Below are 26,364 nucleotides of genomic sequence, written 5' to 3'. Positions count from 1 at the left end.
GCTCGACTTGCATGTGTTAGGCCTGCCGCCAGCGTTCAATCTGAGCCATGATCAAACTCTTCAATTTAAGATTTTGTTCGGCTCAATGAATACTGAACATTACATAAGTAATGTTTGAATTGACTGTGCTGAATCCGAAGATTCAATGGTCACTTCGTATCATTGAAACCTAATTTGACACCGCTTTCCGTTAAGAAAGAAATATCTAATTGGATTATCATCAACGAGTGCCCACACAGATTGATAGGTCTATATTGTTAAAGAGCTTGCTTCGTAAGCTTTGCTATCGAAGCGGAGGCGTATTCTAAGGAATTAATTTTCAGTGTCAAACACTTTTTTAAATTAATTTTTAGAAGTTTTCTTTCGCCTTCTTGCCAACCGCTTTTGCGTTTCCGCTTTGCCCTGACAACGGAGGCGCATTATAGGGAGATGATTTTTCTTGGCAACCCCTTTTCAGAAAAAAAATCAAAAAAAAGCGTCGAATGATTAAATATCACTCAAACGCTTATTTTTAGCACTCAGTTGTTAACTTCAAGTAGCAAATAGGCAATCAATATGTGTCTAGCCAAGACTCTTCAAAGCCTGTGATATCGAGACTCATTGATTGCGCCGCTTCGATTTGCTCGATAGCCTCCAATTCTTTATTTACACTGCTCATCGTCAGTGTGTTGTTGTCTAGCTCAAACACCTGACTTTGAGTCGTATAGTAGAACTTAAGGATCGTCAGCGCTTTTACATCGCCATTGTTCGCGGCTGCTTTAATGCTTTTTAGTTTACGAAAGATCTTGTTGTGCAGCTGCTTGAGTTTCCAAACGTACAGCACTTCTTCCATGTATGGTCGAGTTTTAATTTGATTCAATAAAGAGAGGGAAGTTGCAACTGCGAGAACGACACCAATCAAATTCCAATGGAAATTGCCCGTTGATTGTTCTGGTACGACTTCAGTGTTGCCAAACAAAACAATCAACAAGGTACTAAAGGCAAGAGAGGAGATGGCGAGCAACGCAACAAAACCGCCAATCACAAGGTTTACTTTCTTTTTATAAATGTCTTTATTTATCTGTTTGATTTCCATATACCACTCCTAACAGGGTTGCCTCCTATTCTAGCCAGCACACCCAGCTCCACAATCGAAGCTTTGTAAGTAAGTTCACATTTGCTATTAAACTCGCATCCCTTCCCTGCTTGGGTATATACTTCCGCGCATTCACTCTTCCTATATAGAGGCTAAATTCATGCGCTCTTTTGTTTTACGAGCTCGCGCGGCGCCAACCACCAGCAAAGCACTGTTAGAAGGTGTTGGTAATGAAGCGCATACAGAGATTCTTGCTCATACCATGATGAACACGATGTTCGTTGCTCAATCACACCGTGAAGATGTGGTTGTTCACTTGGTTTTAGAAAGCACAAAAGATTTCTCACGCACCATTACTATTCGCTCCAACGACATCACCAACATTGGCGGCTTCCATGAGTCAACCTTGATTGCAGCAGTGGCTCGCGCTTTGGATGCTTCGGTTGGTATGGGTAAAGAGCAACTTCGTGAAGTCGAACCTGGTATTACCGTTCGTACAGTGAGCTTTGAACGCCTAGTACAAGAACTGGCAGAAGATCACCAACTATATATGCTGGATAAGAAAGGCGAATTTGTTCGTGATGCAGAAATTGGTGAAAATCCATGTTTCTTGCTAACTGACCATATACCGATGCCGAAAAAGTCTTTTAACAGCTTAAAGCGCCTTGGCACAGAGAAGATCAGCTTAGGTCCTAAGATGCTTTTCGCTTCTCAGTGTGTAGTATTGATCCACAATGAGTTGGACATACGCGAATTCTAGTTATTCGCGCACACGTTGCTAGATAATGAAAGAGGACTCTATTGAGTCCTCTTTTTGTTTCTATAGTAATGCTAAGTTTACTTACCACCAATGCTCAAACGAGCAAAACGAACGTCTGGCGAGAAGAAAGTTCGGCTATCGTTAATTAGCTGAGTATCACCTACTGCCTCAACTTCTTGCAGCATATTGTAGAAGTTACCCGCTACCGTGATCCCACGAACTGGTTGAATGCGCTTACCATCACGGCACAAGAAACCACTCGCGCCAAATGAGAAATCACCACTCACTGCATCCGCACCAGAATGGACACCTTGAAGTTCGACTAACTCTAGGTACTCACCCGCTTTTACTTCTGACGCACTGCTGTTACCCGTCGCAATCACTTTGTGATTCGCTGATACGTCTAGGCTCGATTTTGCACCGCGAGCGGCACTTGCTGTCGAGACTGCGCCCAAGTAACTTGCGGTCTGGCTGTTGTGTAGCAAGGTTTTCAACTCACCATTAGCAATCATGACATTATCTTGAGTAGCGAAGCCTTCACTATCAAAACTCGCGATTGCCATACCATTTGGCATGTAAGCCGTATCAGTAAAGGTAATTAAATCACTCGCAACACGTTGACCAAGCTTGTCACCCAGTGGCGTAATGCCTTTCATCGCGCTTACGCCAGAGAAAGCACTGCCGAAAGCACCGAATAAACTTGCTAGCGCATTGATGTGGAAGATAGCAGGGTAGTTACCCGTCGCAACCGGTGCGCCTTCAAGAAGATCGCGAGCAAGGTTGTAGCCACCCTCGATACAGTAAGCTGGATTCAACTCATCAAAACGGCGACCCAGTGACATTCTACCCGCCATTGACTGTTTGCCGTCTTTTTCAAACAAGGTATACGCGTAACAAGTGAACGAGCGCTCGAAGTGTTGACACAATGTGCCTTGAGTATTGGCAATGATCAGTTGTGTTTCGCCATCGCTGTAACCATTGTAAGGTGCGCTAGAGGCGTGAGGCAGAGCCACTACGCCTTGCTCAAGAGCGAGAGACAGTTCGATTTTTTCGTCAACAGAAGTTGTATCTTCTTGCGCAATCTCAGCAACATCAGTCGCGATTTGACTGTTCACGCAACTAATCGTCTGATGTTCATCTTGCTTGGAAAAGCGAGCGCTTTGCAGTGCGTTGGTCAGCATCAAATCCAAGCTTGGTTGCTCTAACGACTCAGAATAGCTTGTTGCAACACGCGCATCTTTCACAACACGAACACCCAGAACTTGGCTTGAGCTTACTTTGTACTCATCCAGCTTTCCTTGGTTCGCTTTCAAAGAAAAGCTACTGTTACGGTTTACAATGACGTCCGCTTCTGCACCTTGGCATTTTGCTTCTGATAGGACGTAATCAACCGCATTAAGAAGTTGTTGTTCTTGGCTCATTAGTTACCGCCTCCTACCAGAATGTTATCTACTTTCAGCGTTGGCTGACCGACAGTTGTTGGTACTGAACCACTCACGGAACCACACATGCCCGGCGCAAGCGCCATGTCTTTGCCGACCATGCTGATTTCTTTCAACACTTTTGGACCCGTGCTGATCAGCGTTGCTGTTTTCAGAGGCTTGGTGATTTTGCCATTTTCAATGAGGTAGGCTTCACGAACAGCAAAGTTAAACTCCCCCGTACCCGGTTGAACAGAGCCACCGCCCATCTTCTTCGCATAGATACCACGTTCGATGCCTGCCAGCATGTCATTAAGTGAATGCTCGCCCTCTTCGATAAAGGTGTTACGCATGCGCGAGGTTGGTGCGAACTTGTAGTTTTGACGACGACCAGAACCCGTAGGCTCATAACCTGTCTTCATGCCACCCATTTTATCGACCATGAAGCTGGTTAGCTTACCGTCTTTGATCAGTTGAGTGCGCTGAGTCTTCATACCTTCATCATCAATGTGAATCGAGCCCCATTCGTTGGTCATGGTGCCATCATCGACTGCATTCACTGCGGTGTGAGCAACCATTTCGCCCATCTTGTCGTGGAAGACTGATGCTTTCTTCGCAACTGAAGTGGTTTCTAGCAAGTGACCACATGCTTCATGGAAGATAACGCCGCCAAAGCCGTTACCAATCACCACCGGCATTTCACCCGATGGACAAGCATCCGCGCCAAGTTTTACTAACGCTTGCTGCGCGATAGTTTGACCTAGCTCTTTGGCATCAAGCTGTTCACTGAATTCCCAACCAGCAAGAGCGCCAGGACCTTCCATACCAGAAGACTGCTCATTACCTTTTTGCGCGACAGTGTTACCAGCAACACGAATGTAGTGGCGAGTATCGTCAACGTGTAGGCCTTCTGAGTTGAAGATAGACACTTGCTGTTCGCGCTGAAGCACGCTGCCAATAAACTGGCTGATATGTTCACTCTCTGCACGTGCTGCTTGGTCAACTTTCAATAGAAACGCGATTTTTGAATCTAGGTTAGCATCCTTACCTAGCGGCATGCGGCAACCATGTTGTATTGGGTAGCGGTTCAGATTGAGAGAACCTGCTGACGCGATTTGCTCACGCTTATCTTTTGCAGCAAGCAGTGAGGTTACGCGTTTAAGTTCAGTTTCATCTGTGCTGTTGGTGTAACCGTAAAGCACTTTATGACCGAAGAAGAGACGAATACCGATACCAAAATCGATACCCGAGTTAACCTTGTCCACCTCACCAGATGCGATCTGGACAGTGTTGGTTTGGTGATGTTCAACGAATAGTTCAGCGAAATCAGCCCCCAAAAAGAGCGCATGATCGATCACTGACTTCGCTGTTACAGAATTAAGCATGAAGTCTCCTTGCTCGATGATCGTCTTAGCCTTCCTAATTAACTGTGAAAAAGTTCAACAAAATTAAATTGGCAACACGTTAAATTTTAACAGTTTTTTAACCTTGTTTTGTGCTAATCCTTGCTTAACGAGACCACGAGTATTTATTAAATATTCCAGGTTCTGCTCATTCACCAGAGCGTTGCACTAGTAAATTCCACCCAGCAAACCATTTAGGTGCTTACTTTATCACTCACCTCGCATAATTGAATACTCATTATAATTACGCTCAAAAAACGTATCCCTTCCGCAATGGTCCTGCTATCATCCGAACGAAATAGTCGGGGGGCCACACGACAAGTGTTGGCTGAGATCGAAATTCGAGACCCGTTGAACCTGATTCAGTTAGCACTGACGTAGGGAACTATGCACACTTTGCCTTTCGTCGCCCCTCTTAGGTAAGCGATAGCGATCGAAAAATCGATCTATCTGCAATGGTCAAAGTCAGTTCCTATACGTCTTGTAGTAGGAGCGACCATGACGCAGCAATCACAACCTCATTCACATCAAACGCCAGCCTTGCCTACCCCTATCGTATTGACCATCGCGGGCTCAGACAGTGGTGGCGGTGCAGGTATTCAAGCTGACATCAAAGCGATGTCCGCAACTGGTAGCTTTGCCTGCTCAGTGATTACCGCCATCACCTCACAAAACACTCAAGGCGTCTCTGCGATTTTCCCAATTCCTCTCGACCATGTAGAGAGTCAACTCGATGCGGTATTCACCGACCTCAACATCGTTGCAGTAAAAGTGGGCATGCTGGCCGATTCCAACATCATCAAAGTCGTTGCTGACAAAATTAAACAATACCAGCCAAAACACCTCGTGATTGACCCTGTAATGGTGGCCACCAGCGGCGATCTATTACTGGAACAGTCGGCAATCAGCACTTTAAAAGAAGAATTGATTCCGCTCGCAGACATCATTACCCCTAACCTACCCGAAGGCGCAGCATTGACGGGTAAGCCAATGCCTCAATCAGAATCTGAAATGAACGATATGATTACCGACCTTCGTGCGCTTGGCGCCAAAGCTATTCTGCTCAAAGGCGGTCACCTTGAAGAAAATGAAAACAGCAACGATCTGCTTATCATGCAAGACAGTGCCGAGTTAATTAGCGCCAAGCGATTTCCAACCAAAAACACCCATGGCACAGGCTGTACACTTTCTTCCGCCATTGCGTCTTATCTTGGCCAAGGCAACAACCTACACAAAGCGGTGCACCTGGGTAAGCAGTACATCAGCCAAGCTATCGCGCACGCTGATGAATTGGATGTAGGTAAAGGCCATGGCCCTGTGAACCACTTTTTTGCGGGTCATACTTATGTTCGCTAACGCGATTGGCATTCAGCTTTCCGATGCTAGTCTGCGATACAAAGACAGCCAAACACCAACGCTAGCAGGGTTGAGTATGACTATTCCTGCTAATCAATGGACAGTGTTACTTGGTCGCAGTGGCTGCGGAAAAACGACGATCCTTCGTTATCTAGCGGGTTTGTTAGACGACAAAGTCGAATGGCATGGCGAGTTAACGACCACGGATGGCATCACCTTACACAAGCGTATTGCCTACATGGCGCAGCAAGACTTGTTGCTGCCGTGGTTGAATGTGTTAGACAACGTCTGCCTCAGTTCTCGATTTTCTCAAGAGCAAGCACCAGAACAAAATAAACAACGTGCACTGACTTTACTCAGCCAAGTGGGACTCGCCGATTACCCGGATGCTAAGCCAGCTCAGCTCTCTGGCGGCATGAGACAACGTGTTGCCCTTGCTCGCACTCTGATGCAAGACAAGCCTCTGGTTCTGATGGATGAGCCTTTCTCTGCGTTGGACGCGGTTACTCGCCATAAGTTGCAAACCTTGTCTGCCGAGTTACTGAAAGATAAAACCGTTGTTCTTATTACCCACGACCCACAAGAAGCGGTGCGATTAGCTCACCAACTCTATGTACTGCAAGGCACGCCTGCGCAAGCTCAGCACTTGGTTGTTCCGGATTCCAAGCCACCACGAGTTCTCGATGGAGAGTGCGCCGCGCTTCAACAAGCGATTTTGGATCAATTGGAGAAAGACTATGAGTGATATGACTCAGTACAACTCCGTTTCGGCACGTATTGGTAAAAAAGAACGCGTGACCCATCCAGCTCTGCGCTTGGTAATCAGCACTGCGGTGATCTTGGGATTGTGGCAGTTGGTTGTGGTGGTATTCGACATGCCAGGCTTCATCTTACCTTCACCAATTGAAGTGCTGGATAGATTGGTCACTCGTTACGATGTCTTGCTCAAACATACTTGGGTTACCGCGCAAGAGATCTTACTTGGCTTGGCGCTTGGATTATCGATGGGTTTGCTGTTCGCATTGCAAATGCTGATGTTCGAGCCGCTGAAGCGTTGGTTATTGCCTATTCTGATTGCTAGCCAAGCGATCCCTGTGTTCGCCATCGCGCCAGTGCTCATGCTTTGGCTGGGTTACGGTATTGCATCGAAAGTCGTCATGGCAGCGATCATCATCTTTTTCCCCATCACGACATGTTGCTATGACGGCTTACGCAATACACCAACAGGTTACCTCGATCTTGCCAAGACCATGGGCGCGTCTAAATGGCAGCTACTTCGTCATATTCAATTGCCAGCCGCCCTACCAACTTTAGCCTCAGGTATTCGTGTTGCCGTCGTTATTGCGCCAATTGGAGCAGTGGTCGGTGAGTGGGTAGGTTCAAGTGAAGGCTTGGGTTATCTGATGCTCCAAGCCAACGCTCGCATGATCATTGATGAGATGTTTGCGGCGCTGTTTATCCTAGCCGTGCTGTCTATCTCACTCTACTTCATCACCGATAAATTATTGAAAAAAGCCATCCCTTGGGAAAGCAAATAATTACAGAAAATAACCAAAGAAAATTGGGAAAGAAAAGGAAGAACCCCGTGAATAAAAACAAACTTATGAGCGCTGCTGCTCTACTCGCTTCAGTGGTATCAACCAATGTGCTTGCAGCAGAAAAAGAGATGACACTGATGTTGGATTGGTTCGTCAACCCAAATCATGGTCCTATCGTGATTGCCAAAGAGCGTGGTTACTTCAAAGAACAAGGTTTGAAGGTCAACATTCAAGAGCCGGCAGATCCAAGCACGCCACCTAAGTTAGTCGCGGCGGGTAAAGTCGACATGGCGATTTCTTACCAACCAAGCCTAACTATCGATGTCGCGGCGGGTTTGCCACTAATCCGCTCTGCGACTTTGATTGCTACGCCACTCAACACGTTGATGGTGCTGGATAACGGTAAGAATGAAAACCTTGGCGACTTGAAAGGCAAGAAGATCGGTATTGCGATCGCAGGCAACGAAGAAGCGACAATCGGCACCATGCTAGCGCAAGAAAACGTGAAGTTTTCTGACGTACAAATCATCAACGTAGGTTGGGCGCTGTCTTCGTCTCTTGCGTCTGGCAAGGTGGATGCGATTTGGGGCGGTCTACGTAACTTCGAAACCAACCAACTGGCACTAGAAGGTTATAAAGCTAAGGCCTTCTTCCCTGAAGAACACGGCGTGCCAGCGTATGACGAGTTAGTCTTCGTAGCCAATGCAAAAAACTACGACAAAGAAGCCATCAAGGCATTCAACAAAGCACTAGAGCAAGCGACCACTTACATCGTTAACCATCCAAAAGAGTCGTGGAAAGAGTTCGTGGCTTATTCACCAGACACGCTCAACAACGAGCTTAACCAACGCGCTTGGAACGACACGCTAACTCGTTTCGCTCTTCGTCCATCCGCAGTAGATCTGAAACGCTACGATGATTATGCGCAGTTCATGTATTCACAAAACATCATCGAAACACTGCCAAAAGCGAAAGATTACGTACCGAGCTTTGACTAATTCTACTGACCTTAGGACCTAAGCCTAGGGTCTTTTGATAACGAGATACTCATAATGAAATACCAAGATTTGATCGACGCTTGCCGCCAAGATTGGCAAGAATACACTGAGCATGCTTTCGTGCAGCAATTGGCGCAAGGCACTCTGGGTCAGCCTTGTTTTCTGCATTACCTAAAGCAGGATTTTCTTTTCCTAAAGCAGTACGCACGAGCTTACGCATTAGCGATCTACAAAGCACGTACTTTGGATGACATGCGCCGTGCCCTACCAAGCGTACACGCATTGCTCGATTCTGAAATCGCCCACCACGTGACTTACTGTGAGCAATGGGGACTGACAGAATCCGACTTAGAAAACGAGCCAGAAGATTTCGGCACTGTGGCTTACACCCGTTACGTATTAGATGCTGGCATGACGGGCGATCTTGTTGATCTATACGCGGCACTAGCACCATGCTCTATCGGTTATGCCGTAATCGGTAAGATGCTGATTGAAGACGAAAGCACTGTGCTCGAAGGTAACCCATACGCAAGTTGGATCAACCTCTACGGTGGTGAGGAATTCCAATCTGGTGTCGCAAAAGGTGCAGAACACTTTAATCAGTTATTGGCGGAAATCGATATCAATAGTCAGCGTGGTCAAAACCTGATTCAGGTATTCAAAACTGCAACGCGTATGGAAGTGGCATTCTGGCAACAAGGTCTAAACGCTCAGCAAGATTAATCGGAGAGTCTCATGTTAATTGAACAAATCACCCAAGCATTAACCGCAGTACGCCAGCAAAAGCCGTTAGTCGTCAACATCACTAACTACGTGGTGATGAATAACACAGCAAACGCACTATTAGCGATCGGCGCTTCTCCAATCATGGCGCACTCCAAACAAGAGATGGCAGAGATGATGTCGTTCGCTGGCGCACTGGTTATCAACATCGGTACCCTAGACAGCGTTTGGACACCGCGCATGAGCTATGCCGTAGAGCAAGCCAATGCCAACGGTATAATCGTTGTACTCGACCCTGTCGGTTGCGGAGCAAGCTCACTACGTACCGAGACATCACGTGAGATCGCACGCCTTGCCGACAAGTTGATCATTCGTGGTAACGCCTCAGAAATCATCGGTCTCGCTGGCGAACAAGCACAAAGCAAAGGCGTCGATGCGTTAGACAGCAGCGACGCAGCACTTGGCGCAGCGAACTTCTTAGTTTCAGAGTATGGTGCAAGTGTGGTGATTTCTGGCGAGACTGATTACATCATCACGAAAGAGCAAACTGTGCAGCTAAACAACGGTCACGAGATGATGCCATACGTAACCGGAATGGGCTGCACACTAACGGCACTGACGGGTGCTTTCGCTGCTGTTGGTGATCACTCCGGACTTGCTGCCGCGGCGGTACTGGGCGTTGTGGGTGAAATTGCGGCTGAGCAAGCGCGAGGGCCAGGCAGTCTGCAAATGAACCTGTTGGATGAGCTTTACCAACTGGATGAAGAAACACTGGCAAAACGCCTAAAACTCCAAGTGAGTTAAGCTTTCTCTAACAAATACCGGCCTCTCACTCCCTGTAGATGAGAGGCCCAAAGGAAACAAAATGAACGCCTATCGTTTATATTTGGTCACCGATGACCAACAAGATTTAGCCACACTAAAGCGTGTTGTGAGAAAAGCCGTGGAAGGTGGCGTGACCATGGTACAAGTCCGCGAAAAACACGGCGATGTGCGTGCGTTTATCGAACGTGCTCAAGCCGTGAAAGACATCCTTAAAGATACCAATGTGCCTTTGATCATCAATGACCGCGTTGATGTTGCACTGGCAGTTGATGCCGATGGGGTTCACCTCGGGCAATCAGACATGCCCGCAACTATCGCTCGTGAGTTGATTGGACCAAACAAAATCCTCGGCTTATCCATCGAAAATGAAGAGCAGCTTGCAGAAGCGGACTCTCTTCCGATTGATTACATCGGCTTGAGCGCAATCTTCGCGACGCCGACCAAAACCAACACCAAGAAGTTCTGGGGTATTGATGGCTTGAAGATGGCGTTAGAGACGACTTCACTGCCGATTGTTGCCATTGGCGGCATTAACGAAAGTAACATTCCGCAACTCAGCGCCACTGGTGTTCATGGCTTAGCTTTGGTTTCAGCGATTTGCCACGCAGAAGATCCAAAAGCCGCATCGGAATATTTATTAGGGTTGATGAGCTAACCTTGCTCACGCCTGAACAAAGCGCTTATGGATGAGCGCGTTTGCCTTTCAGTACTTTCAACAACCTCTCCTTTCACAACGAAGAGCTGCAATGTCACTTTCACGCTCGAATTGACAGAGCGTTGATAAGTTTTTCACGCCAGATAACGTAAGATAAGCCCCTTATTTTCACGTGGTTGAATAACCCTCAATAAAAACAAAACGCTCTCAATGAAAACCAAAAAATATGGATTGATGATGCTCGCCTTGTTTGTTCTTGGCATCATCCCAATGTCGCTGTTTGGCTCTTATCACAATCTCACTTCACAGGTGCCGGAAAGTCTGGGTATTACTTTTACTTTGCTCACAGATTCTGCTGGTAGCAAAGGCTTTTTAATTACGTTAACACTGCTACTGCTTTCTTTATTTCGCTTTAAACCAAGTCGCATTGAGTGGATACAAAAACTCTCAATGTTAGGGTTGTTACTGGTGATTGGTTTTGCCAGCAAAACGGGGCTAAAACTGATGACAGAAAGCCCGCGTCCCTACACGGAATTGCTCGCAGCAGAACAATTGATTGAGCACCCAGACGCGTTTTATCAGTTGGATACAAAGCAGCAAGCCAACGTAATTAACCAGATTTCTGAACACGTCAGTGATTGGCGAACGCGCCATTGGCAAGGCGAGAAAGACTATTCTTTCCCATCCGGCCATACGATTTTCGTTTCGATTTGTTTGGCTTTCTTTGGCGGGTTGTTCTTACAGAACAAGTGCTATATCTCTGCACTGTCATTAGGGATGTGGGGAATGAGCGTCGCATATAGCCGCTTATGGTTGGGGATGCATCGCCCTGAAGATTTAATAGGCTCAGTCTTGTTTGTCGCGATTGTATTTACTTTACTCCCGACATTTCAAATTAAGAAACAGATGCCATTTGTTTCTCTCGCTTCGCGCTAATGTGAACGATTACTAGATAAAAAAGAAGCCAGCGATTCGCTGGCTTCTTGCTTTAAAACGCTACTTTTTTCTAACCATTTCTTGGTGGTTCAAACGCTGTTAGTTCTAATTCTGGGCCAGTGTATTTTTCAATACGAACCAGTGCCGAGTTCGCCGCACAGCCGTTTGCAAGTCGAGAGGTCGGAATATCCAACGTTAACACGTTACAACCGCCGTTCTTACAAATGCCGGTTTTCGGATCCAGATCCGGCCAGCCGCCTTCATGAATACACACTGAACCTTGCTTGATTCGGTCAGTCACTTCTGCACCAACCAATACTTGGCCACGGTTGTTAAACGCACGAACTAAATCGCCCGTTTTAATACCACGCGCTTTCGCATCTTCAGGGTGAATCCAAATAGGTTCACGGTTTGCAATTGCGTACTCTTCGCGAATCTTCGCGTAGTTAAACTGGCTGTGTAGACGATGCGCTGCGTGCGCGGTCATTAGCTGCAACTCGCCGTCTTTTGCATTGCCAGTGTACTCGGTTGGTGCCATCCACGTTGGGTGTGGAGGACAGTCTTCCAACTGATAACCTTCAATGGTTTTCGAGAAGATTTCGATCTTACCACTTGGTGTACCGAGTGGATTCATGATCGGGTCTTCACGGAAATCTGCGTAACGAACAAACTGTGCGTTCTTCTCGTTCCACTTCATCTCGATCAGTTGGTTATCTTCCCAGAACTTGCTGAAGTTCGGCATTGCTACGCGAGAGCCACGGCCACCGTGTTGCGCCGCCTTGTAGAAGCCGTACAGCCATTCCATTTCAGTTTTGCCTTCGGTGTATACGTCACGGCCACCCGGAGCTAGCATCTCGGCCATGTCCGCGAATACATCGAAGTCATTACGCGCTTCACCTTGCGGCTCAACCACTTGCTTCATTGGCACCAAGTGTTGGTTACTGTAGTCACCCGTCATCGTTAAGTCGTTACGCTCGAACGATGTGGTGATTGGCAGAACAATGTCCGCGTGCTTCGCAGCCGCCGTCCAGTAAGGCTCTGAAATCACGATCAGCTCAGGCTTTTGCCACGCTTTGATCAGACGGTTGGTGTCTTGGTGGTGAGTAAAGTTCGCACCACCTGCCCACCAAATCATCTTGATGTCCGGGAACGTCAGTTCATGACCGTTATGATGGTAGGATTGACCTGGGTTTTCCAACGCCTCGACAATACGCGCCACAGGGAAGCTTTGCACCGCGCCAGACACCGCCCAGTCGTTCCCCGCAGAAGAGCCGCCACCCAGCGATGCCGAAATCGCAGGAAGTACGCCAGCATCACGAGCAGGGTTACCACCGTTTGAATAGTGGTAAGAGAAACCAAAACCACCGCCCGGTAAACCGATTTGACCCAACATTGTTGCCAGTGTAACCAGCATCCAGTGACGCTGCTCACCGTATTGTTGGCGCTGCATGCCCCAACCAGCCATCAGCATGGTGCGGTTTTTACTGAAGATATCAGCCAGTAGCTCAAGTTGCTTCGCAGGTACGCCACAGATTTGTGATGCCCATTCTGCTGATTTTTCTACGCCGTCTTCTTCGCCCATCAGGTACGCTTCAAACTTGTCGTAACCTGCGGTGTATTTATCGAGGAAGGCTTTATCGTGCTTACCTTGTTTCACTAAGGTGTGTGCGATACCCATCATCATTGCCACGTCGGTCATTGGGTGAGGAGCAATCCACTCCGCATTCTCGCCAAAGAACTCGATGGTTTCAGAACGAATTGGGTCAATCGCAATGATCGTCTTGCCTGATTTTTTCAATTGATGGAAGAATTCAAGACCAGCACAGTCTGTTGAGCTCCACGCGATTTTTAGGGTGTTGATTGGGTTTAAGCCCCAAAGCACAACCACATCACTGTGCTCTAGTACCACTGGGTACGTGGTTTGTTGCTCGTACACTTCGATAGAGCCCACAACGTGCGGCATGATGATCTGCGCAGCACCCGTTGAGTAGTCACCCAAGTGGCCTGAATAACCGCCCGCCATGCTCATGTAACGTTGCAGCAAGGTTTGTGCTTTGTGCAGCACGCCACTTGAACGCCAGCCGTAAGAACCAGCAAACACAGAAGCCGGGCCATATTCTTTGCGAATTCGCATGTGCTGTTCGTGGATCAGCTTGTAAGCCTCATCCCAAGACACACGCACAAACTCATCACTACCGCGCACACCTTCTGGCGACGATGGGTTTGCCAAGTAACCTTTGCGAACCATTGGGTACTTAACACGCGCTTTAGTGTGCACTTGGTCAGGACCGGTGCTTTGTAGGCTGTTTGGTACCGTTTGTGGCAATGCGTTCGTGGTTGAAACCAGCTTACCGTCTTGCACTTCACACAGCATTGGGCCCATGCGGCCCGCCGTTAGAATGCCTTTGCCGCGAGCATTAGAAGAAGCAACAGACATAGGTGCAAATGAAGTGAATGCCATTGCACCAGCCGCCATACCAGTGCCTTTTAGAAATCCGCGACGGGTCATATTAGTCATAATCTTATCCTTCTATTTATCGTTAGTGACCAACCACATCTTTCGCGTGGTGCTGGAAGAACTTGGTTAGAATTTCTAGGTTCTCGGCTGAAATATCAGTTCGATCACCCATACTTTTCGCTACCGGTCCCCATGCATTCACTGTGAAGTGATTTGAAGGAATTTTCGCGTGACAAGTTGCACAGTAAACGTTGTCCAACTCTTCTGCGTATGACCATACTGGTTCAAGCGTGTCAACAACTGGAGAATCAATAGCGCCAGTTAGAGAAACCGCGCGCCATTCGTTGCCGTAAACATCTGCCTCAAATTCACCAGTTTCAAGCGCTTGTTGGCCTTGCTCTGTTAGCGTTGCTACGATGGCACGTTGACCTTCTCCCATGTAAAGCACTTGCTCTGCGCCTTTCATTTGGAATGCGTTCAACTTAACAGTGCGGTTGTCGCCTTCAGAGCTGATTACTTCCAACTTCGTCGTTGGGTTAATTTTACCCATCTCACCCATTGCGATTTCAGTCACAGGGTAAACAACCTTGGCATTAGGTGATGTTTTTGTGGTGAAGCTCATCAACGTTTCAAATGCCTTGCTGTCTAGCTCTGCTTCTGGTGCAAAGTGCGCCACACCTTTATGACAATCGATACACGTTTGATCGTTTGCTTTCGCGTAAGCGTGCATCTTCGCCGCATCACGTGATTGCTCAAACTCTTCCATTGCATCGAAATCATGACACGAACGACACGTCGCTGAATCATTTTCACGGAACTGAGCCCATACCGTTTCAGCCATATCTTTACGATGTGCTTCATATTTCTCTGGCGTGTCGATCTTACCTGTCACAAATTCATGGTAGATGTCTTTCGACGCGCGAATTTTGGTGATCAGGTAATCCATTGGTTCTTGAGGAATATGACAGTCAGAACATTCCGCGCGAATGCCTTTCGCATTACTGAAGTGCACTGAGCCTTGGTACTCTTTGTAAGGGGTTTCCATAGAGTGGCACGAGAGACAAAATTCAGTATCTGAGGTGTAATGCATTACTGCCGCACTCCCCCCCAAAGTTAACCAGCCCACACCAATGCCGGCAGCAACCAGCAGTGCAACATATCGTTTTTTTATTGACATAATTAGCAACACTTCCAAATAAAATGTAATTATAGGTCGCAAATTACTACTTTATGGGTAGTCCTCTCTTGATCCACATCATTTCCGTGTTGCTCTGTATGCCTCAAGTATGAAATTTTGTTATTTACATCTCAAAGATGAATATATGGCAATAATCCATTACCCAACCAACTATTCACCACATAAATCACTTTTATGAATGCAACTATTTGATTAAACAGATAAAAGGATGAGAGACTGAATCTCCACATTGATGCAGTAAGGACACGCATGTCAGTTTACATCGAGACGCACAGAAGCCAATTAAGACCCATCAAAGCCAGTGACTGGGAACTCTTTCAACGATTACTCTCCGAACAAGAGGTTATTGCGCTCTGTTTCGATCGTCCCAGCGAAACAGAAATAAGAGAAAAATTTGCTTCGCGATTATTACCATGGACCCCAAATAGCCAGCATTGGCTTTGCCTTGTAATACTCGATAAGCAATCTGAACAACCCATCGGCATCACTGGCTTTGCTATTGAAAACGGTAAGGCAGAGGTAGGTTACTTACTTTTGCCGGAATTTCATGGCCAACAGTTTGGAACAGAAACTCTTCAAGCGCTTCTATATTGGGCAACCTCGACACATAACATCAACCACTTTTCCGCGACGGTCACTGAAGGCAATATTGCGTCAGAACGTGTCCTGATAAAATGTGGTTTCGAACTCATTGAGGTCATTCCAGACGCATACCAAATTGGTGGCAAACCCTACGCCGATAAAATCTACTCACTACAAAAATAAGGACGTATTTTGAATAAAGTAGTCATCATTACCGGCGCAAGCCGAGGCATTGGAGCCGCAGCGGCGAAAAAGCTGGCCGGGCAAGGCTATCGCGTTTGCGTTAATTACCGCACTCAGCAAGAGGCCGCCGACCAAGTTGTGGCAGAAATACAAGCAAACGGTGGCAAAGCGATTGCCATCGCCGCAGACGTAGCCGATGAGAAGCAAGTGCTCTCCTTGTTTGATGAAACAGAACGTGAATTTGGTGCAGTGACGCACTTGGTCAACAACGTTGGCATCCTATTTACTCAATCGCCTTTGTCAGAAATCAGATTGGAACGCTTTCAGAAAGTAATGAACACCAATGTGAATAGCTGTTTTCTCTGCTGTCGAGAAGCGGCGAAGCGATTCAGTGCAGGCGGTGCAATTGTGAATGTCTCCTCTGGAGCGTCGCGCTCAGGCGCGCCATTTGAGTATGTCGATTACGCCACATCAAAAGGCGCGATGGATACCTTAACTAAAGGGCTCTCGCTAGAGTTGGCAGAGCGCAATATTCGCGTCAATGGCGTTCGACCTGGTTTCATCTACACTGATATGCATGCCGACGGCGGAGAGCCAAACCGAGTAGATAGACTCAGCCCTCAAATTCCTCTTAAACGCGGTGGCACGGTAGAAGAAGTGGCAAATGCGATCGCTTGGCTATTAAGTGACGAAGCCTCTTACATCACAGGATCATTTATCGATATTGCAGGGGGCAGATAGAATGCAAGTCCATATCCGACAAGCGATTCCCGATGATTTAGACGAAATTTTTCAGCTTAATTTTCAAATTAATTCACTGCATTTTGCGAATGCGCCAGAAGCCTTTGTTGCGCCATCAGAAGCTGATCGAGAATTTCTTGCACAAGCACTAGAGAACAAAGAGCGACTCTTTTTGATTGCCGAACGCGAACAGCAAATTCTCGGCTTCTTAACCGCGATGATCACCCAAAACGACACCGTCAGTTTTCTGATCAAAGACCCAATTTGTCGCGTGGGAACAATTGTTGTCGATGAAGCGCAAAAGCAGCAAGGAATCGGCCGCCAACTGCTCCTAGCCTGTGAGCAATGGGCGCGCGACGCCAATGCCACACAAATTCGATTGGAAGTGATGGAATTCAATCAGCCAGCACAGCGCTTTTACGATAATCAAGGTTTTAAAACTAACTCACGCATTATGCTGAAACATTTGTAACGATAACGACAATTAAGCGCTTTCACGACTAAACCCACCTAAATCGTATTTATCGATGCAATTTACCCCCTAATTTTAGAAAAAGACGATATGATGTGCGGATAAGGAGATTCGAACATGATTTATCTTTTCGATTGGGGGAACACCTTGATGGTAGATTTCCCTGAGGCACAAGGAAAAATGTGCGATTGGGAACACGTAGAAGCAGTTCCTCAAGCCAGAGAAACACTGGCAATACTTTCCCAAAATCATCCCATCTACATTGCGACCAGTGCATCTGATTCCAACATGGAAGAGGTTCAGCGTGCATTTGTTCGCGTCGACTTAGACCAATACTTAAATGGCTATTTTTGTTTTGCCAACCTCGGCATCGCTAAAAACCAACCTGAGTTTTATCTCGCCATCGCAAAACAGTTAGGGGTTAACGTGAGTGGAATAACCATGGTTGGCGATTTACCTCACAAAGATATTTACCCTGCGATGAAAGCGGGCGTAAACACAATTTGGTTTAACCCAACGGGCGCTGATGCACCAGCCGAAGCCATTCCTAACCAAATTCGTTGTTTATCTGAGCTTATCCCCTAACCGTTACTAACCTGCACTAATCAAGGAAGATGAATGCAAATCAGATCCATCAAGGTGAGCGATATCGCGCGCTTCACCGCGCTGTGGAATCGAGTGTACTCCGAAGGGGAATTTTTGATTTCTCCTGCACCCGATAACGCAACGCTTCGCAGAATCCTGCAACGTGTGGAAAACGAGTCCATCCCTCAGTTTGTCGCGTTTGACCGCCAAAAACTTATCGGTAGTGTTGAAATCTACCCAGCTGAGATGTGCGGTTACGAAAGAGAGCAACGCCTTCGCGTCGGTATTCTTGGTATTCACATCGACAAAAACTACCGAGGCAAAGGATTGGGGCGAAAACTGTTGGCTGTCGCGATCGCACGTGGTTGGGAATTTGGTTACGACCAAATCGCACTCTACGTATACAAAACCAACACACCAGCGATTGCTTTGTATGAACGGTTTGGATTTGAACATCAGGGGGAACTTGGGGAAGTGACCTTGCCAAATGGTAAAGTCTTGATGAGTCAAAAAATGATATTGTATAAAGCGCAAAGCCGTTCGAAAAGCCCAGATTTGTAGACTCACGATAACCGTTGTTCGCAACACTTATTCGGGGTTAACACCCTTGCGTCACATGCCCTCGAACAATTGAATCGTTAGAGGCTTGATTCACGTAGTAGAAATAGCATGCCTCTTCTGCCAGTGTGTAACCTTGCGGCCAAATGTACACAACGCGATCAACTCCCGATTTATCTAAGAACTGATAATCAGGAATCGCGACAAAATGAGCACTGTTTGGGTGCTGCTGACCGATGATGCAAAAATCACTGCCTTTGCACGGCACGTCAATTTTCGAATAACCTCTGGCTGGTAGATCGATTTCTAACAAAGCTCGAATACTATCGGCACTCGCTTCTGGCATGCCTTTGCGTGTTTTGACATGTCGGTCAATGTAGTGAACGTGCTCTTGGCCGTAAGCGTTATCAATCACTGATTGAGCATGGAAGAACTTGAGAGCCGTACCCAAAGAAGACTGAGAACTGTGCAGCATCGCAGCGTATGCTTGGCGATGAATATCGAGTGGTACTGGTAAAGCAGCTAATGCGATGAAAGCCAAAGTGGTAAGCACTATGGTGATTTCCATCAGCGTAAATCCCTTTGATTTCACGTTTCTTATCTCAACTAGCCCAAGACAATAGCCCCACATCCATGTGAGACCGAGCCAATATATCGCCAATTTCTTACGATTAAAGGCTTAAGGGGTAAGAAGAGACAAACACCACGCAAACTTGAGAACAGCAGCCAAAGAGCAGTGTAACAAAACGACGCTATGTGTCAGATATTAGACGGTTTTTACTCTCTAGTTACTGAGTAAAGACACATTATTTCGCACCAGACCACGACGAACATTCGTGCACATTTTGCCAAAACGACGAATCTCATCGAACTGCGGAACAATGCCGCGCTCCATGGCTGACTCCCAATAAGTGACTTCTGAATCGACCATTTCCAACAATTTCTTCGGACAGCCAATGCACTGCCCTTCTGGTCCACATACAAACGTTTCTGGTTCATAAATTGGTAGTTCCGCTTTTACTTGCTCGATGATGCTACGCATGGCGGTCATTCGATCTGGCTTTACCTTCATCATTCTGCTCCACGGATTAAGATGAAGCAGATTGTACCCACTGATACGCAAATGTCCCTAGCCAATTTAGGTATATTCTGTTTGAATCGATTTCTTTATCGTCAGATCCGGCTTTTTAACCACCAAATACACCGCCGTAGCTGCCAGTACGAAACCAGAAATCCCCATCCAATCAAATGACTCTCCAAACGCGAGCCAAGCCTGAATCGCCGTCGTTGGCGGCACTAGGTAGAATACAGAAGCTACGCTCGATGCAGCACCGTTCTTAACCATGTACAGCAGCAGTAGAATAGCTACACAAGAGAGCACGACGACCAACCACAACACAGTCAAAATAAACTCCAGTTCCCACTGCACTTGCATGGTTTCAAACTGCATCGCAACGGGCAGAAACATGACGAGCGCGGCCAAATATTGCACCGTCGCACCACCCACCATATCCACTTGTTGGCAATGTTTTTTCTGATACAGCGTCCCTAGCGTGATACCAACCAAAGCCAACAAACACAAACCAATGGCCAACACTTTATGCTGCTCGGATTGCCACTCCATTTTGCCCATCAACACCATAGCGATACCGACAAAACCAAGAGCCAAACCCAACCATTGCGAGGGTTTAAATTCCTCACGAACAAACGCCACCAGTAAAGCCGCGGTTAAAATCGGTTGAATACCCACCAGCAACGAACTCAACCCAGCAGGCATACCCAAGGCGATAGCGAAATAAGTACCGCCCAGATAGAAACCGTGGATCAACGCACCAACTACACAGCTGTGCCAAAAATCTTTTCCTGTCGGCAACCTTCTACGCAATACCGCCACAAGAACCAGAAACAATAAGACATTGAATGCCATACGGATAGAAAGTAGTGTCGCTGGCTCGGCATATTGCAAACCAAAACGCGCACCAACGAATCCAGAAGCCCAAAGGATGACAAATACAAAAGGGATGGCTCGGATTAACATGATCGCCTCACTCACGCTTGTTTTATGTTTTGAGATACTGCTAATGTAATTAGGTACAGTGTTTTCAAAAAGTGACAGATGGAAGTGTTTTTATGGGTACAGATTTATTGGAAAGCGGTGAAGGGAATAAGTACCTCGTGGTGGAAAAACACCTCAAACAAGCCATCAATGCTGGCGTTTATCAGGCGGATGATCGACTGCCCTCCATTCGCTCGTTGAGCCAAGAATTAAACGTCAGTAAAAATACCGTGATTCGTGCGTATCAAGAGCTGGAAGCACAAAACTTGGTTTACTCGGTTCCCAAATCGGGTTATCGAGTTAAAGTCGCCTTGCCGACCTCTCGCTCAATTCCGGATCCGACTCGCGTGGATTTGCTCTCGATCTGCAAAGAAATCCTTACTTATCCTGAATACCAAGAGCGTTTGCCTACCGGTTCTGCCCACCCAAACATTGACTCCCCCGCGATCAAAAGCTTGTACGCCGAGATCGGCCGCCACAGCCGCCAGCAAACGCATGTACCGAGCCATTACCAATTACCACCCGGTGATCACCTCTTAATCAAACAACTAGCGAAAATCACACAAGATTTGGGCACGCCAGCCAAGTTGGATGAGATCATGGTGACGCACGGCGCGCAACAAGCCATTAGCCTAGCGCTGCGCGCAACGACACAAAAAGGCGATATCGTCGCGGTGGAGTCCCCTTGCTATTTTGGCAACTTATTGATGCTAGAATCACTCGGCCTCAAAGTGGTGGAAATTCCGAGTTGCCCACGCGACGGTATGTGCCCCGAAGCCTTAGCAAAAGCAATGGCGACATGGGACATAAAAGCGATCATCGTAACGCCAAACTTCACCAATCCAACTGGTGCCATGATGCCGCTAGAAAAGCGTCAACAATTACTATTGGCGTCCGGCAATATTCCTATTATCGAAGACGATGTGTTTGGCGGGTTAAGTTATGATAAGCCGTTGCCAAGCTTGAGATTGCTCGATGACAAGCAACGCGTAATTTACGTAAATTCGTTATCCAAAACGCTCGATTCGCGTTTGAGAATTGGTTGGATGTTGGCGGGGCGATATCGAGATCAAATTGAGCAATATCTACTGTGTGAGAACATGGGCAGTTTGAACCTGATGCAATCCGCCGTGGCAACGTTTCTAACGTCAGGCAAGTATCGAACGCATACTGCGCGAATGGGTCGGGTTTATCAAAACAACATGCGACGATTTATCCAGATGCTTCATCAATACTTGGATGAATACGAACCTCTAAAAAATCGATACCAGATCAACGCCGTACAAGGCTCGTTCTTACTTTGGTTGCGACTGCCCGAAGACACGGACAGCTATGCGTTGTATCAAGCATGCAATAAGCACAGAATCAGCCTACTTCCCGGCACCGTATTTGGCACTCAAGGGCAATATCGGCATTGCGTACGCCTCAGCGTGGCAAACTTTGGTCATGAAACCGATTGGAGTCAAGCGATGCAAACACTGGCAAAATTGATAGCAAAGCATGCCTGTTAACTCGCTCTTGCTAAATGAACTTATGCCTACACACGCAAACACGTAACAACAAAAAACTCCACGCAAAGGTGGAGTTTTTCATATCGTCATCGCCTTCAGTGCGACTTAATTTGCCACATTCTCGCGACGTTTTCGGCTAAGTTAGCAACGTTGACGTCGGCCTCTTTCATGGCCTCAGGTAAGCTCATCGCCCTTGGTACACAAGCAAACACCGCATCAATGCCGCACTCATAAACCGCCTGATAGTTGTCGCCCACACAGCCTGCTAATGCAATGACTGGTAAATTACACTGCTTGGCGACCTGAGCAACGCCCATCGGCGTTTTGCCATGTGCGGTTTGATGATCGATTCGACCCTCGCCTGTAAATACGATATCCGCATCCGCAACATGCTGAGCAAGTTTGACCGTTTCAAGCACAATCTCAATTCCCGGTTGCAAACGTGCTGGCGTGTACCCGAGCAAGGCCGCGCCCATACCACCAGCAGCACCCGCCCCTTCACGAGTCAGTACATGCATACCCGTCGCTTGTTCCGTCAACTCGCCAAACTTGCGCAATGCGTTATCGAGCAGAGTAACGTCTGATACGGTCGCTCCCTTTTGCGGGCCAAAGATAGCCGACGCGCCTTTGTCACCACAGAGTGGGTTATCAACATCGCACGCTACCAACACTTCGCAAGTTGCTAAACGAGGGTCAAGACCAGAAATATCGATGGACGCAAGCGCCGCTAACCCGCCTCCATTTGGGGTAATTGCATGACCAGATTCATCAAGAAACGCCACCCCCAACGCGGTCAACATGCCCACGCCACCATCATTGGTAGCGCTGCCGCCCAAACCAATGATTAAGCGTTGAATACCTCTATCTAGCGCGTGTTTGATCAGCTGTCCAGTACCAATGCTACTGGTCAGTTTTGGGTCGCGAGCATCACTCGGCACAAGGTGCAGACCACTGGCCTCCGCCATTTCAATAACCGCGGTTTCGCCGTCGCCGAGAATGCCATAAAACGCTTCAACATCATTCCCTAATGGCGCGGTCACTGTTGTGAAGACTTGTTCGCCTTGAGTTGCATCTATCAAAGATTGAACCGTGCCTTCGCCACCGTCTGCGACCGGAACCGTAACAAACTCAGCATCATGCCATACGCGAGCAAGACCTGTTTTGATCGCCTCGCTCACTTGTTTGGCGGTTAAGCTTTCTTTAAATGAATCAGGTGCAATTACCACTTTCATACGTATTTCCAGAGACTTATAAGAGAACGAGGCTCAAAATGTACACCAATGCCATTGCCGTGACACCTTGAACGAGCGTAGCCATGGTTTGCGCGCGGTACGCTAAGCCCACCGACATGCGGCTAAACTGCGAAACTACCCAGAAGAAACTGTCGTTTGCATGAGAAACCGTCATCGCACCAGCACCGATCGCCATCACCGTTAATACGCGGCCCATTTCTGAATCGAGCCCCAATTGCGTAAGCATAGGCGCAACCAAAGCCGATGTGGTCACCAATGCAACCGTTGATGAACCTTGCGCCGACTTTAGCGCAGCCGCAACGATAAATGGCATGAAAATACCCACGCCCAGCGCCGATAGCGTCGTACCTAAGTATTCACCTAGCGGCGTGGCTTTTAATACCGCGCCAAATGCACCACCCGCACCGGTAATCAAAAGAATAGGCGCAGCAGCCGTAATACCTTGGCTGATTCGCTCGCCAAATTCTTCAATCTTGTTGTCTGATTTGAGTAGGCGAACAGAAAGGAACAGGCCAATCACCAATGCCGTTAGTGGCTGCCCTAAGAAAGTCAGAACATCAAACACAAAACCTTCGCCCAGCGGTAGGCTTGGGAATTTCGCGATAGAGCCAAAACAGATCAATAAGATAGGAACAAAAATAGGAGCGAATGCTTGGCTCGCCGTTGGCAATTTGCCGTAAGACGCTTTGAGTGCTTGCCAGTCTTGCTGAATTTCTTCTGCGGCTTCAATGCCATCTGGTTCAACATGTTGGAATCGGTTCGCCCACAACATCCCCGCTAACGCCGCAACCGCTGCAACAAACACACCCACACCAATCACTAAACCAAGGTTAGATTCCAGGCCTAAGTTACCCGCAGCGGCAATCGGGCCAGGAGTTGGCGGCACAAACGTGTGCGTTGCGTATAGGCCAGTTGCCAACGCCACACTCATCGCAACGCTTGAGGTTTTTAAACGCTTAGCGAGTGATTCTTTGAGCGAGTTCAGAATGACAAAGCCTGAATCACAAAATACTGGAACAGAAACGATGTAACCGATGATGCTCATGGTCAATGTTGGGAAACGCTCACCCAACACTTTGATGACCGTATCGGCCATGGTGATCGCCGCACCACTTTTTTCCAAAATAACACCGATGATGGTACCTAAAACGATAACCAAACCAATGTAACCAAGGATGCCGCCAAAGCCAGAAGCAATGGTTTTGGCAATGCTATCTGCCGGTAAGCCGTAAGCAAATGCCGCAAGGAACGCCGCGATGATCAGCGCTAAAAAGGGATGTAATTTGAATTTGGTGGTCGTGAGCACAATAAATGCGATCACCCCAAGCAGGATTAATATAAGGTTCATGATAACTCCATTTATTCTTATTTTGCTGAGCGAGTCCGTGTTGGCTCACTCAACATGTAGGGACGCATGAATTATTAATCGTTTGCTTTCGAATTCCTTTAGGCGGAGTGACAAATGATGTGGTCAAAAAATAACGCGTATTGTGCAAATGCACAACATCACGACATTTTTGAGAGCCGAGTCGCAATATAAAGCTCCGCTAACCCCACAAAATTGGTTGTTGGTAGCCCTGTTATTTCGGTGATTTTCTCTAACCGATAGCGCAGAGTGTTCCGGTGAATAAACAGCATTTTAGAGCATTCTGTTACATTGCCATTGCATTCAAACAGTGCATCTAGGGTTTTCAATAATTGCCCAGATTTGTCTTTCTCTTTCAACCGTTTCACACCATCAATAATTTGTTCACCTTGCCAAATATCCGCCAACGGCGCTAACAAAACAGGCAAACGAAGTTCATCGAACAGGTACTTACGTTTCTCTGGGTAGAACTGCTTGCCAATAGCTAATACCTGCTTCGCACTTTGGTATGACAACGCGACATCTTTAGGCTCATTAAACAGCTGCCCTAGCGCAATGTGAAACGTATGCGAATCGTGATCGCTTAAACGCGACATCAACTTATCAATGCGCTCACTTTCAACTTGGCTATCCCACTGATTGGCGGAATGACACGGTTTCAACACCACAATTTCATTCACTGAGACAATCGCAACTAGGTTGTTACGCTCTGGGTATTCAAGCAGCTCAACAATATTGCGCACACTCTTCATGCTTTTCGAGGCGGACGGCGTCGAGACTTCAATCACCGTTGCCACCCGTGGTTGAGTAACATCGATAGAAAGACGCATCGCCCAATCTTTCAGCTCTTCATCGGTCAATTTCCCATTGATCCAAGCCAGAATAAACTCTTCGCGATGACGTCTGTCCCACTGAAATTTTTCCACCAGCGCGGCTTGCTCGATTGTCAGTTCAGCGGTCATTTTAACCAGTTTTGCAAAATCTCGGATTTTCTCCGGCTCGCCTGTGACACCAACAATACCAACCACGTCGCCATGTAATTTCAACAACATATTGATACCGGGTTTGACACCCTGCAACGTCAAACATTGCTGCTCATTGAGCTCTAGCGAATCGCCATGATTCAGCGCCAGTACCGCGCCATCATGCACTTGCCCAACACGTTTAGGGTCGCCACTGCCAATAATGATGCCTGCTGAGTTCATCACATTCACATTGTGACCAATGATGGACATGGTTCGATCAACAATTTGTTGTGCTAAAGCGTGGTCGAGAATCACCATTTCGAGTTTCCAAATTGACCGTTTAATCACTCAATAAATCACAAATGGCAAACTATCGCGATGCTGCGGTTCTAAATAACGGAAGCAGCTCAAAGCATTATCCAATTAACCATGTTTAAAAAGTGGATTAAACCTTCATTTTTAGCAGCGGGTTATATACTTAGAACAAAGGTTACCAATGCATTCTTCACTGTGCATTGATGCCACTCGTCTACCTACAGAGGAGAGATCAACATGGAGTTACGGAATAAATCGGGTGAAGTCGCAAAAATTGCAGATAACCTCACTTTGAAGGAAATCACAGAAATGGGCTACACCGTAGATTTATGCGATGAAGCATTTGCCCCTGGAGAGCATTGGAAAGCGGAAGGTAAAACGCAAGGTATGGGCGAGTATCCAGAGGAGTAAACGTCCTGACGAACCAGCGC

General features: G+C 47.2%; 27 protein-coding genes, 1 rRNA gene and 1 riboswitch. Of the genes, 16 read left to right on the top strand and 12 right to left on the bottom strand.

The genetic code is table 11. The features are described from left to right. Together R8O10_RS18070 and R8O10_RS18065 are read right to left on the bottom strand one after the other, a co-directional pair. Positions 1-67, bottom strand: a 16S ribosomal RNA gene (locus tag R8O10_RS18070); the annotation flags it as partial. 483 nt (positions 68-550) lie between these two features. Continuing rightward, positions 551-1,075 carry a DUF3087 domain-containing protein gene (locus R8O10_RS18065; RefSeq protein ID WP_033907183.1) on the bottom strand — a complete coding sequence of 175 codons (525 nt, stop codon included), beginning with the start codon at positions 1,073-1,075 and terminating at the stop codon, positions 551-553. A gap of 160 nt (positions 1,076-1,235) precedes the next feature. On the opposite strand from R8O10_RS18065, the gene trmY reads away from it, so the two are divergent. Then, positions 1,236-1,835 carry a tRNA (pseudouridine(54)-N(1))-methyltransferase TrmY gene (trmY, locus tag R8O10_RS18060; RefSeq protein ID WP_017634347.1) on the top strand — a complete coding sequence of 200 codons (600 nt, stop codon included), beginning with the start codon at positions 1,236-1,238 and terminating at the stop codon, positions 1,833-1,835. Positions 1,836-1,912: 77 nt separating this feature from the next. Here the strand turns inward: trmY and R8O10_RS18055 are convergent, their stop codons facing one another. Next, positions 1,913-3,256, bottom strand: coding sequence for a TldD/PmbA family protein (locus R8O10_RS18055; protein ID WP_318191600.1), 1,344 nt, complete (start codon positions 3,254-3,256; stop codon positions 1,913-1,915). Continuing rightward, positions 3,256-4,641 (bottom strand): TldD/PmbA family protein, encoded by a 1,386-nt coding sequence (locus R8O10_RS18050; protein WP_054702131.1) that lies wholly within the window; start codon positions 4,639-4,641, stop codon positions 3,256-3,258. Before R8O10_RS18050 ends, R8O10_RS18055 begins: the two co-directional genes overlap by 1 nt. A 311-nt stretch (positions 4,642-4,952) precedes the next feature. After that, positions 4,953-5,060, top strand: a riboswitch (TPP riboswitch). Between the two features lie 97 nt (positions 5,061-5,157). Here R8O10_RS18050 and thiD point away from each other — a divergent pair. The 8 genes from thiD to R8O10_RS18010 all read left to right on the top strand — a co-directional run bounded on the left by thiD (position 5,158) and on the right by R8O10_RS18010 (position 11,690). After that, positions 5,158-6,015: a bifunctional hydroxymethylpyrimidine kinase/phosphomethylpyrimidine kinase gene (gene thiD / locus R8O10_RS18045; RefSeq protein ID WP_047102518.1), complete on the top strand. Its 858-nt coding sequence runs from the start codon at positions 5,158-5,160 to the stop codon at positions 6,013-6,015. Further along, positions 6,005-6,760, top strand: a complete 756-nt coding sequence (locus tag R8O10_RS18040) for an ABC transporter ATP-binding protein (protein WP_017634350.1) — start codon at positions 6,005-6,007, stop codon at positions 6,758-6,760. The genes thiD and R8O10_RS18040 overlap by 11 nt, the downstream gene beginning before the upstream one ends. Continuing rightward, on the top strand, positions 6,753-7,553 hold the full coding sequence (locus tag R8O10_RS18035; protein WP_047102517.1) for an ABC transporter permease: 801 nt from the start codon (positions 6,753-6,755) through the stop codon (positions 7,551-7,553). The genes R8O10_RS18040 and R8O10_RS18035 overlap by 8 nt, the downstream gene beginning before the upstream one ends. 47 nt (positions 7,554-7,600) lie before the next feature. Continuing rightward, positions 7,601-8,551 carry an ABC transporter substrate-binding protein gene (locus R8O10_RS18030; protein WP_005374293.1) on the top strand — a complete coding sequence of 317 codons (951 nt, stop codon included), beginning with the start codon at positions 7,601-7,603 and terminating at the stop codon, positions 8,549-8,551. A 54-nt stretch (positions 8,552-8,605) separates the two neighbouring features. Continuing rightward, positions 8,606-9,274 (top strand): thiaminase II, encoded by a 669-nt coding sequence (tenA, locus tag R8O10_RS18025; protein ID WP_318191599.1) that lies wholly within the window; start codon positions 8,606-8,608, stop codon positions 9,272-9,274. A 12-nt stretch (positions 9,275-9,286) separates the two neighbouring features. Continuing rightward, a complete protein-coding gene (gene thiM, locus R8O10_RS18020) occupies positions 9,287-10,078 on the top strand; it encodes a hydroxyethylthiazole kinase (RefSeq protein ID WP_318191598.1) in 792 nt (263 codons plus the stop codon). 61 nt (positions 10,079-10,139) lie between these two features. Beyond that, positions 10,140-10,754, top strand: coding sequence for a thiamine phosphate synthase (thiE, locus tag R8O10_RS18015; RefSeq protein WP_005374296.1), 615 nt, complete (start codon positions 10,140-10,142; stop codon positions 10,752-10,754). A gap of 210 nt (positions 10,755-10,964) precedes the next feature. Next, complete coding sequence (locus tag R8O10_RS18010) at positions 10,965-11,690, top strand: phosphatase PAP2 family protein (protein ID WP_318191597.1); 726 nt, start codon at positions 10,965-10,967, stop codon at positions 11,688-11,690. A gap of 70 nt (positions 11,691-11,760) precedes the next feature. On the opposite strand, the gene R8O10_RS18005 is transcribed toward R8O10_RS18010, so the two are convergent. Together R8O10_RS18005 and R8O10_RS18000 are read right to left on the bottom strand one after the other, a co-directional pair. Next, positions 11,761-14,208 carry a trimethylamine-N-oxide reductase 2 gene (locus tag R8O10_RS18005; protein ID WP_203345500.1) on the bottom strand — a complete coding sequence of 816 codons (2,448 nt, stop codon included), beginning with the start codon at positions 14,206-14,208 and terminating at the stop codon, positions 11,761-11,763. Positions 14,209-14,230: 22 nt separating this feature from the next. Beyond that, positions 14,231-15,325, bottom strand: a complete 1,095-nt coding sequence (locus tag R8O10_RS18000; RefSeq protein ID WP_005374302.1) for a NapC/NirT family cytochrome c — start codon at positions 15,323-15,325, stop codon at positions 14,231-14,233. Positions 15,326-15,595: 270 nt separating this feature from the next. On the opposite strand from R8O10_RS18000, the gene R8O10_RS17995 reads away from it, so the two are divergent. From R8O10_RS17995 to R8O10_RS17975, 5 genes are all read left to right on the top strand, one after another. Continuing rightward, the gene (locus tag R8O10_RS17995) at positions 15,596-16,111 is read left to right on the top strand and encodes a GNAT family N-acetyltransferase (RefSeq protein ID WP_025768771.1); all 516 of its coding nucleotides are present in this window, start codon (positions 15,596-15,598) and stop codon (positions 16,109-16,111) included. 9 nt (positions 16,112-16,120) lie between these two features. Further along, positions 16,121-16,852, top strand: a complete 732-nt coding sequence (locus R8O10_RS17990; protein WP_318191596.1) for a glucose 1-dehydrogenase — start codon at positions 16,121-16,123, stop codon at positions 16,850-16,852. A 1-nt stretch (position 16,853) separates the two neighbouring features. Then, positions 16,854-17,324 carry a GNAT family N-acetyltransferase gene (locus tag R8O10_RS17985; protein ID WP_025768770.1) on the top strand — a complete coding sequence of 157 codons (471 nt, stop codon included), beginning with the start codon at positions 16,854-16,856 and terminating at the stop codon, positions 17,322-17,324. A gap of 117 nt (positions 17,325-17,441) precedes the next feature. After that, the gene (locus R8O10_RS17980; RefSeq protein ID WP_025768769.1) at positions 17,442-17,909 is read left to right on the top strand and encodes an HAD family hydrolase; all 468 of its coding nucleotides are present in this window, start codon (positions 17,442-17,444) and stop codon (positions 17,907-17,909) included. 33 nt (positions 17,910-17,942) lie between these two features. Then, entirely contained in the window at positions 17,943-18,470 is a 528-nt protein-coding gene (locus R8O10_RS17975) for a GNAT family N-acetyltransferase (protein ID WP_054575248.1), read from the top strand. A 37-nt stretch (positions 18,471-18,507) separates the two neighbouring features. Here the strand turns inward: R8O10_RS17975 and R8O10_RS17970 are convergent, their stop codons facing one another. The 3 genes from R8O10_RS17970 to R8O10_RS17960 form a co-directional block, all read right to left on the bottom strand. Beyond that, a complete protein-coding gene (locus R8O10_RS17970) occupies positions 18,508-19,098 on the bottom strand; it encodes a prepilin-type N-terminal cleavage/methylation domain-containing protein (RefSeq protein ID WP_318191595.1) in 591 nt (196 codons plus the stop codon). Between the two features lie 153 nt (positions 19,099-19,251). Then, entirely contained in the window at positions 19,252-19,539 is a 288-nt protein-coding gene (locus tag R8O10_RS17965) for a hypothetical protein (protein ID WP_318191601.1), read from the bottom strand. A gap of 66 nt (positions 19,540-19,605) precedes the next feature. After that, entirely contained in the window at positions 19,606-20,505 is a 900-nt protein-coding gene (locus R8O10_RS17960; protein ID WP_017634359.1) for a DMT family transporter, read from the bottom strand. Positions 20,506-20,597: 92 nt separating this feature from the next. Here R8O10_RS17960 and R8O10_RS17955 point away from each other — a divergent pair, with 92 nt between their 5' ends. Next, complete coding sequence (locus R8O10_RS17955; RefSeq protein WP_318191594.1) at positions 20,598-22,034, top strand: PLP-dependent aminotransferase family protein; 1,437 nt, start codon at positions 20,598-20,600, stop codon at positions 22,032-22,034. A 95-nt stretch (positions 22,035-22,129) separates the two neighbouring features. On the opposite strand, the gene R8O10_RS17950 is transcribed toward R8O10_RS17955, so the two are convergent. The 3 genes from R8O10_RS17950 to R8O10_RS17940 form a co-directional block, all read right to left on the bottom strand. Then, entirely contained in the window at positions 22,130-23,266 is a 1,137-nt protein-coding gene (locus R8O10_RS17950; protein ID WP_213880278.1) for a glycerate kinase, read from the bottom strand. 16 nt (positions 23,267-23,282) lie between these two features. Further along, on the bottom strand, positions 23,283-24,635 hold the full coding sequence (locus tag R8O10_RS17945) for a GntP family permease (RefSeq protein WP_017634362.1): 1,353 nt from the start codon (positions 24,633-24,635) through the stop codon (positions 23,283-23,285). A gap of 158 nt (positions 24,636-24,793) precedes the next feature. Beyond that, the gene (locus R8O10_RS17940) at positions 24,794-25,936 is read right to left on the bottom strand and encodes a sugar diacid recognition domain-containing protein (RefSeq protein ID WP_222716882.1); all 1,143 of its coding nucleotides are present in this window, start codon (positions 25,934-25,936) and stop codon (positions 24,794-24,796) included. A gap of 234 nt (positions 25,937-26,170) precedes the next feature. Here R8O10_RS17940 and R8O10_RS17935 point away from each other — a divergent pair, with 234 nt between their 5' ends. Beyond that, entirely contained in the window at positions 26,171-26,344 is a 174-nt protein-coding gene (locus R8O10_RS17935; RefSeq protein WP_202600834.1) for a hypothetical protein, read from the top strand. The last annotated feature ends 20 nt before the right edge of the window (positions 26,345-26,364 follow it).

This window comes from Vibrio sp. 1727 (genome assembly GCF_033344415.1).
Classification (GTDB): Bacteria; Pseudomonadota; Gammaproteobacteria; order Enterobacterales; family Vibrionaceae; genus Vibrio; species Vibrio alginolyticus.
The sequence above is the reverse complement of the archived record's forward strand: the minus strand, read 5'-3'. Positions and strand labels throughout refer to the sequence as shown.

Bases quoted from the DNA above. Each gene is read 5' to 3' on its own strand.
- R8O10_RS18065 (WP_033907183.1), bottom strand. From the start codon at position 1,075: ATGGAAATCAAACAGATAAATAAAGACATTTATAAAAAGAAAGTAAAC.
- trmY (WP_017634347.1), top strand. From the start codon at position 1,236: ATGCGCTCTTTTGTTTTACGAGCTCGCGCGGCGCCAACCACCAGCAAA.
- R8O10_RS18055 (WP_318191600.1), bottom strand. From the start codon at position 3,256: ATGAGCCAAGAACAACAACTTCTTAATGCGGTTGATTACGTCCTATCA.
- R8O10_RS18050 (WP_054702131.1), bottom strand. From the start codon at position 4,641: ATGCTTAATTCTGTAACAGCGAAGTCAGTGATCGATCATGCGCTCTTT.
- thiD (WP_047102518.1), top strand. From the start codon at position 5,158: ATGACGCAGCAATCACAACCTCATTCACATCAAACGCCAGCCTTGCCT.
- R8O10_RS18040 (WP_017634350.1), top strand. From the start codon at position 6,005: ATGTTCGCTAACGCGATTGGCATTCAGCTTTCCGATGCTAGTCTGCGA.
- R8O10_RS18035 (WP_047102517.1), top strand. From the start codon at position 6,753: ATGAGTGATATGACTCAGTACAACTCCGTTTCGGCACGTATTGGTAAA.
- tenA (WP_318191599.1), top strand. From the start codon at position 8,606: ATGAAATACCAAGATTTGATCGACGCTTGCCGCCAAGATTGGCAAGAA.
- thiM (WP_318191598.1), top strand. From the start codon at position 9,287: ATGTTAATTGAACAAATCACCCAAGCATTAACCGCAGTACGCCAGCAA.
- thiE (WP_005374296.1), top strand. From the start codon at position 10,140: ATGAACGCCTATCGTTTATATTTGGTCACCGATGACCAACAAGATTTA.
- R8O10_RS18010 (WP_318191597.1), top strand. From the start codon at position 10,965: ATGAAAACCAAAAAATATGGATTGATGATGCTCGCCTTGTTTGTTCTT.
- R8O10_RS18005 (WP_203345500.1), bottom strand. From the start codon at position 14,208: ATGACTAATATGACCCGTCGCGGATTTCTAAAAGGCACTGGTATGGCG.
- R8O10_RS18000 (WP_005374302.1), bottom strand. From the start codon at position 15,325: ATGTCAATAAAAAAACGATATGTTGCACTGCTGGTTGCTGCCGGCATT.
- R8O10_RS17995 (WP_025768771.1), top strand. From the start codon at position 15,596: ATGTCAGTTTACATCGAGACGCACAGAAGCCAATTAAGACCCATCAAA.
- R8O10_RS17985 (WP_025768770.1), top strand. From the start codon at position 16,854: ATGCAAGTCCATATCCGACAAGCGATTCCCGATGATTTAGACGAAATT.
- R8O10_RS17980 (WP_025768769.1), top strand. From the start codon at position 17,442: ATGATTTATCTTTTCGATTGGGGGAACACCTTGATGGTAGATTTCCCT.
- R8O10_RS17975 (WP_054575248.1), top strand. From the start codon at position 17,943: ATGCAAATCAGATCCATCAAGGTGAGCGATATCGCGCGCTTCACCGCG.
- R8O10_RS17970 (WP_318191595.1), bottom strand. From the start codon at position 19,098: ATGTGGGGCTATTGTCTTGGGCTAGTTGAGATAAGAAACGTGAAATCA.
- R8O10_RS17965 (WP_318191601.1), bottom strand. From the start codon at position 19,539: ATGAAGGTAAAGCCAGATCGAATGACCGCCATGCGTAGCATCATCGAG.
- R8O10_RS17960 (WP_017634359.1), bottom strand. From the start codon at position 20,505: ATGTTAATCCGAGCCATCCCTTTTGTATTTGTCATCCTTTGGGCTTCT.
- R8O10_RS17955 (WP_318191594.1), top strand. From the start codon at position 20,598: ATGGGTACAGATTTATTGGAAAGCGGTGAAGGGAATAAGTACCTCGTG.
- R8O10_RS17950 (WP_213880278.1), bottom strand. From the start codon at position 23,266: ATGAAAGTGGTAATTGCACCTGATTCATTTAAAGAAAGCTTAACCGCC.
- R8O10_RS17945 (WP_017634362.1), bottom strand. From the start codon at position 24,635: ATGAACCTTATATTAATCCTGCTTGGGGTGATCGCATTTATTGTGCTC.
- R8O10_RS17940 (WP_222716882.1), bottom strand. From the start codon at position 25,936: ATGGTGATTCTCGACCACGCTTTAGCACAACAAATTGTTGATCGAACC.
- R8O10_RS17935 (WP_202600834.1), top strand. From the start codon at position 26,171: ATGGAGTTACGGAATAAATCGGGTGAAGTCGCAAAAATTGCAGATAAC.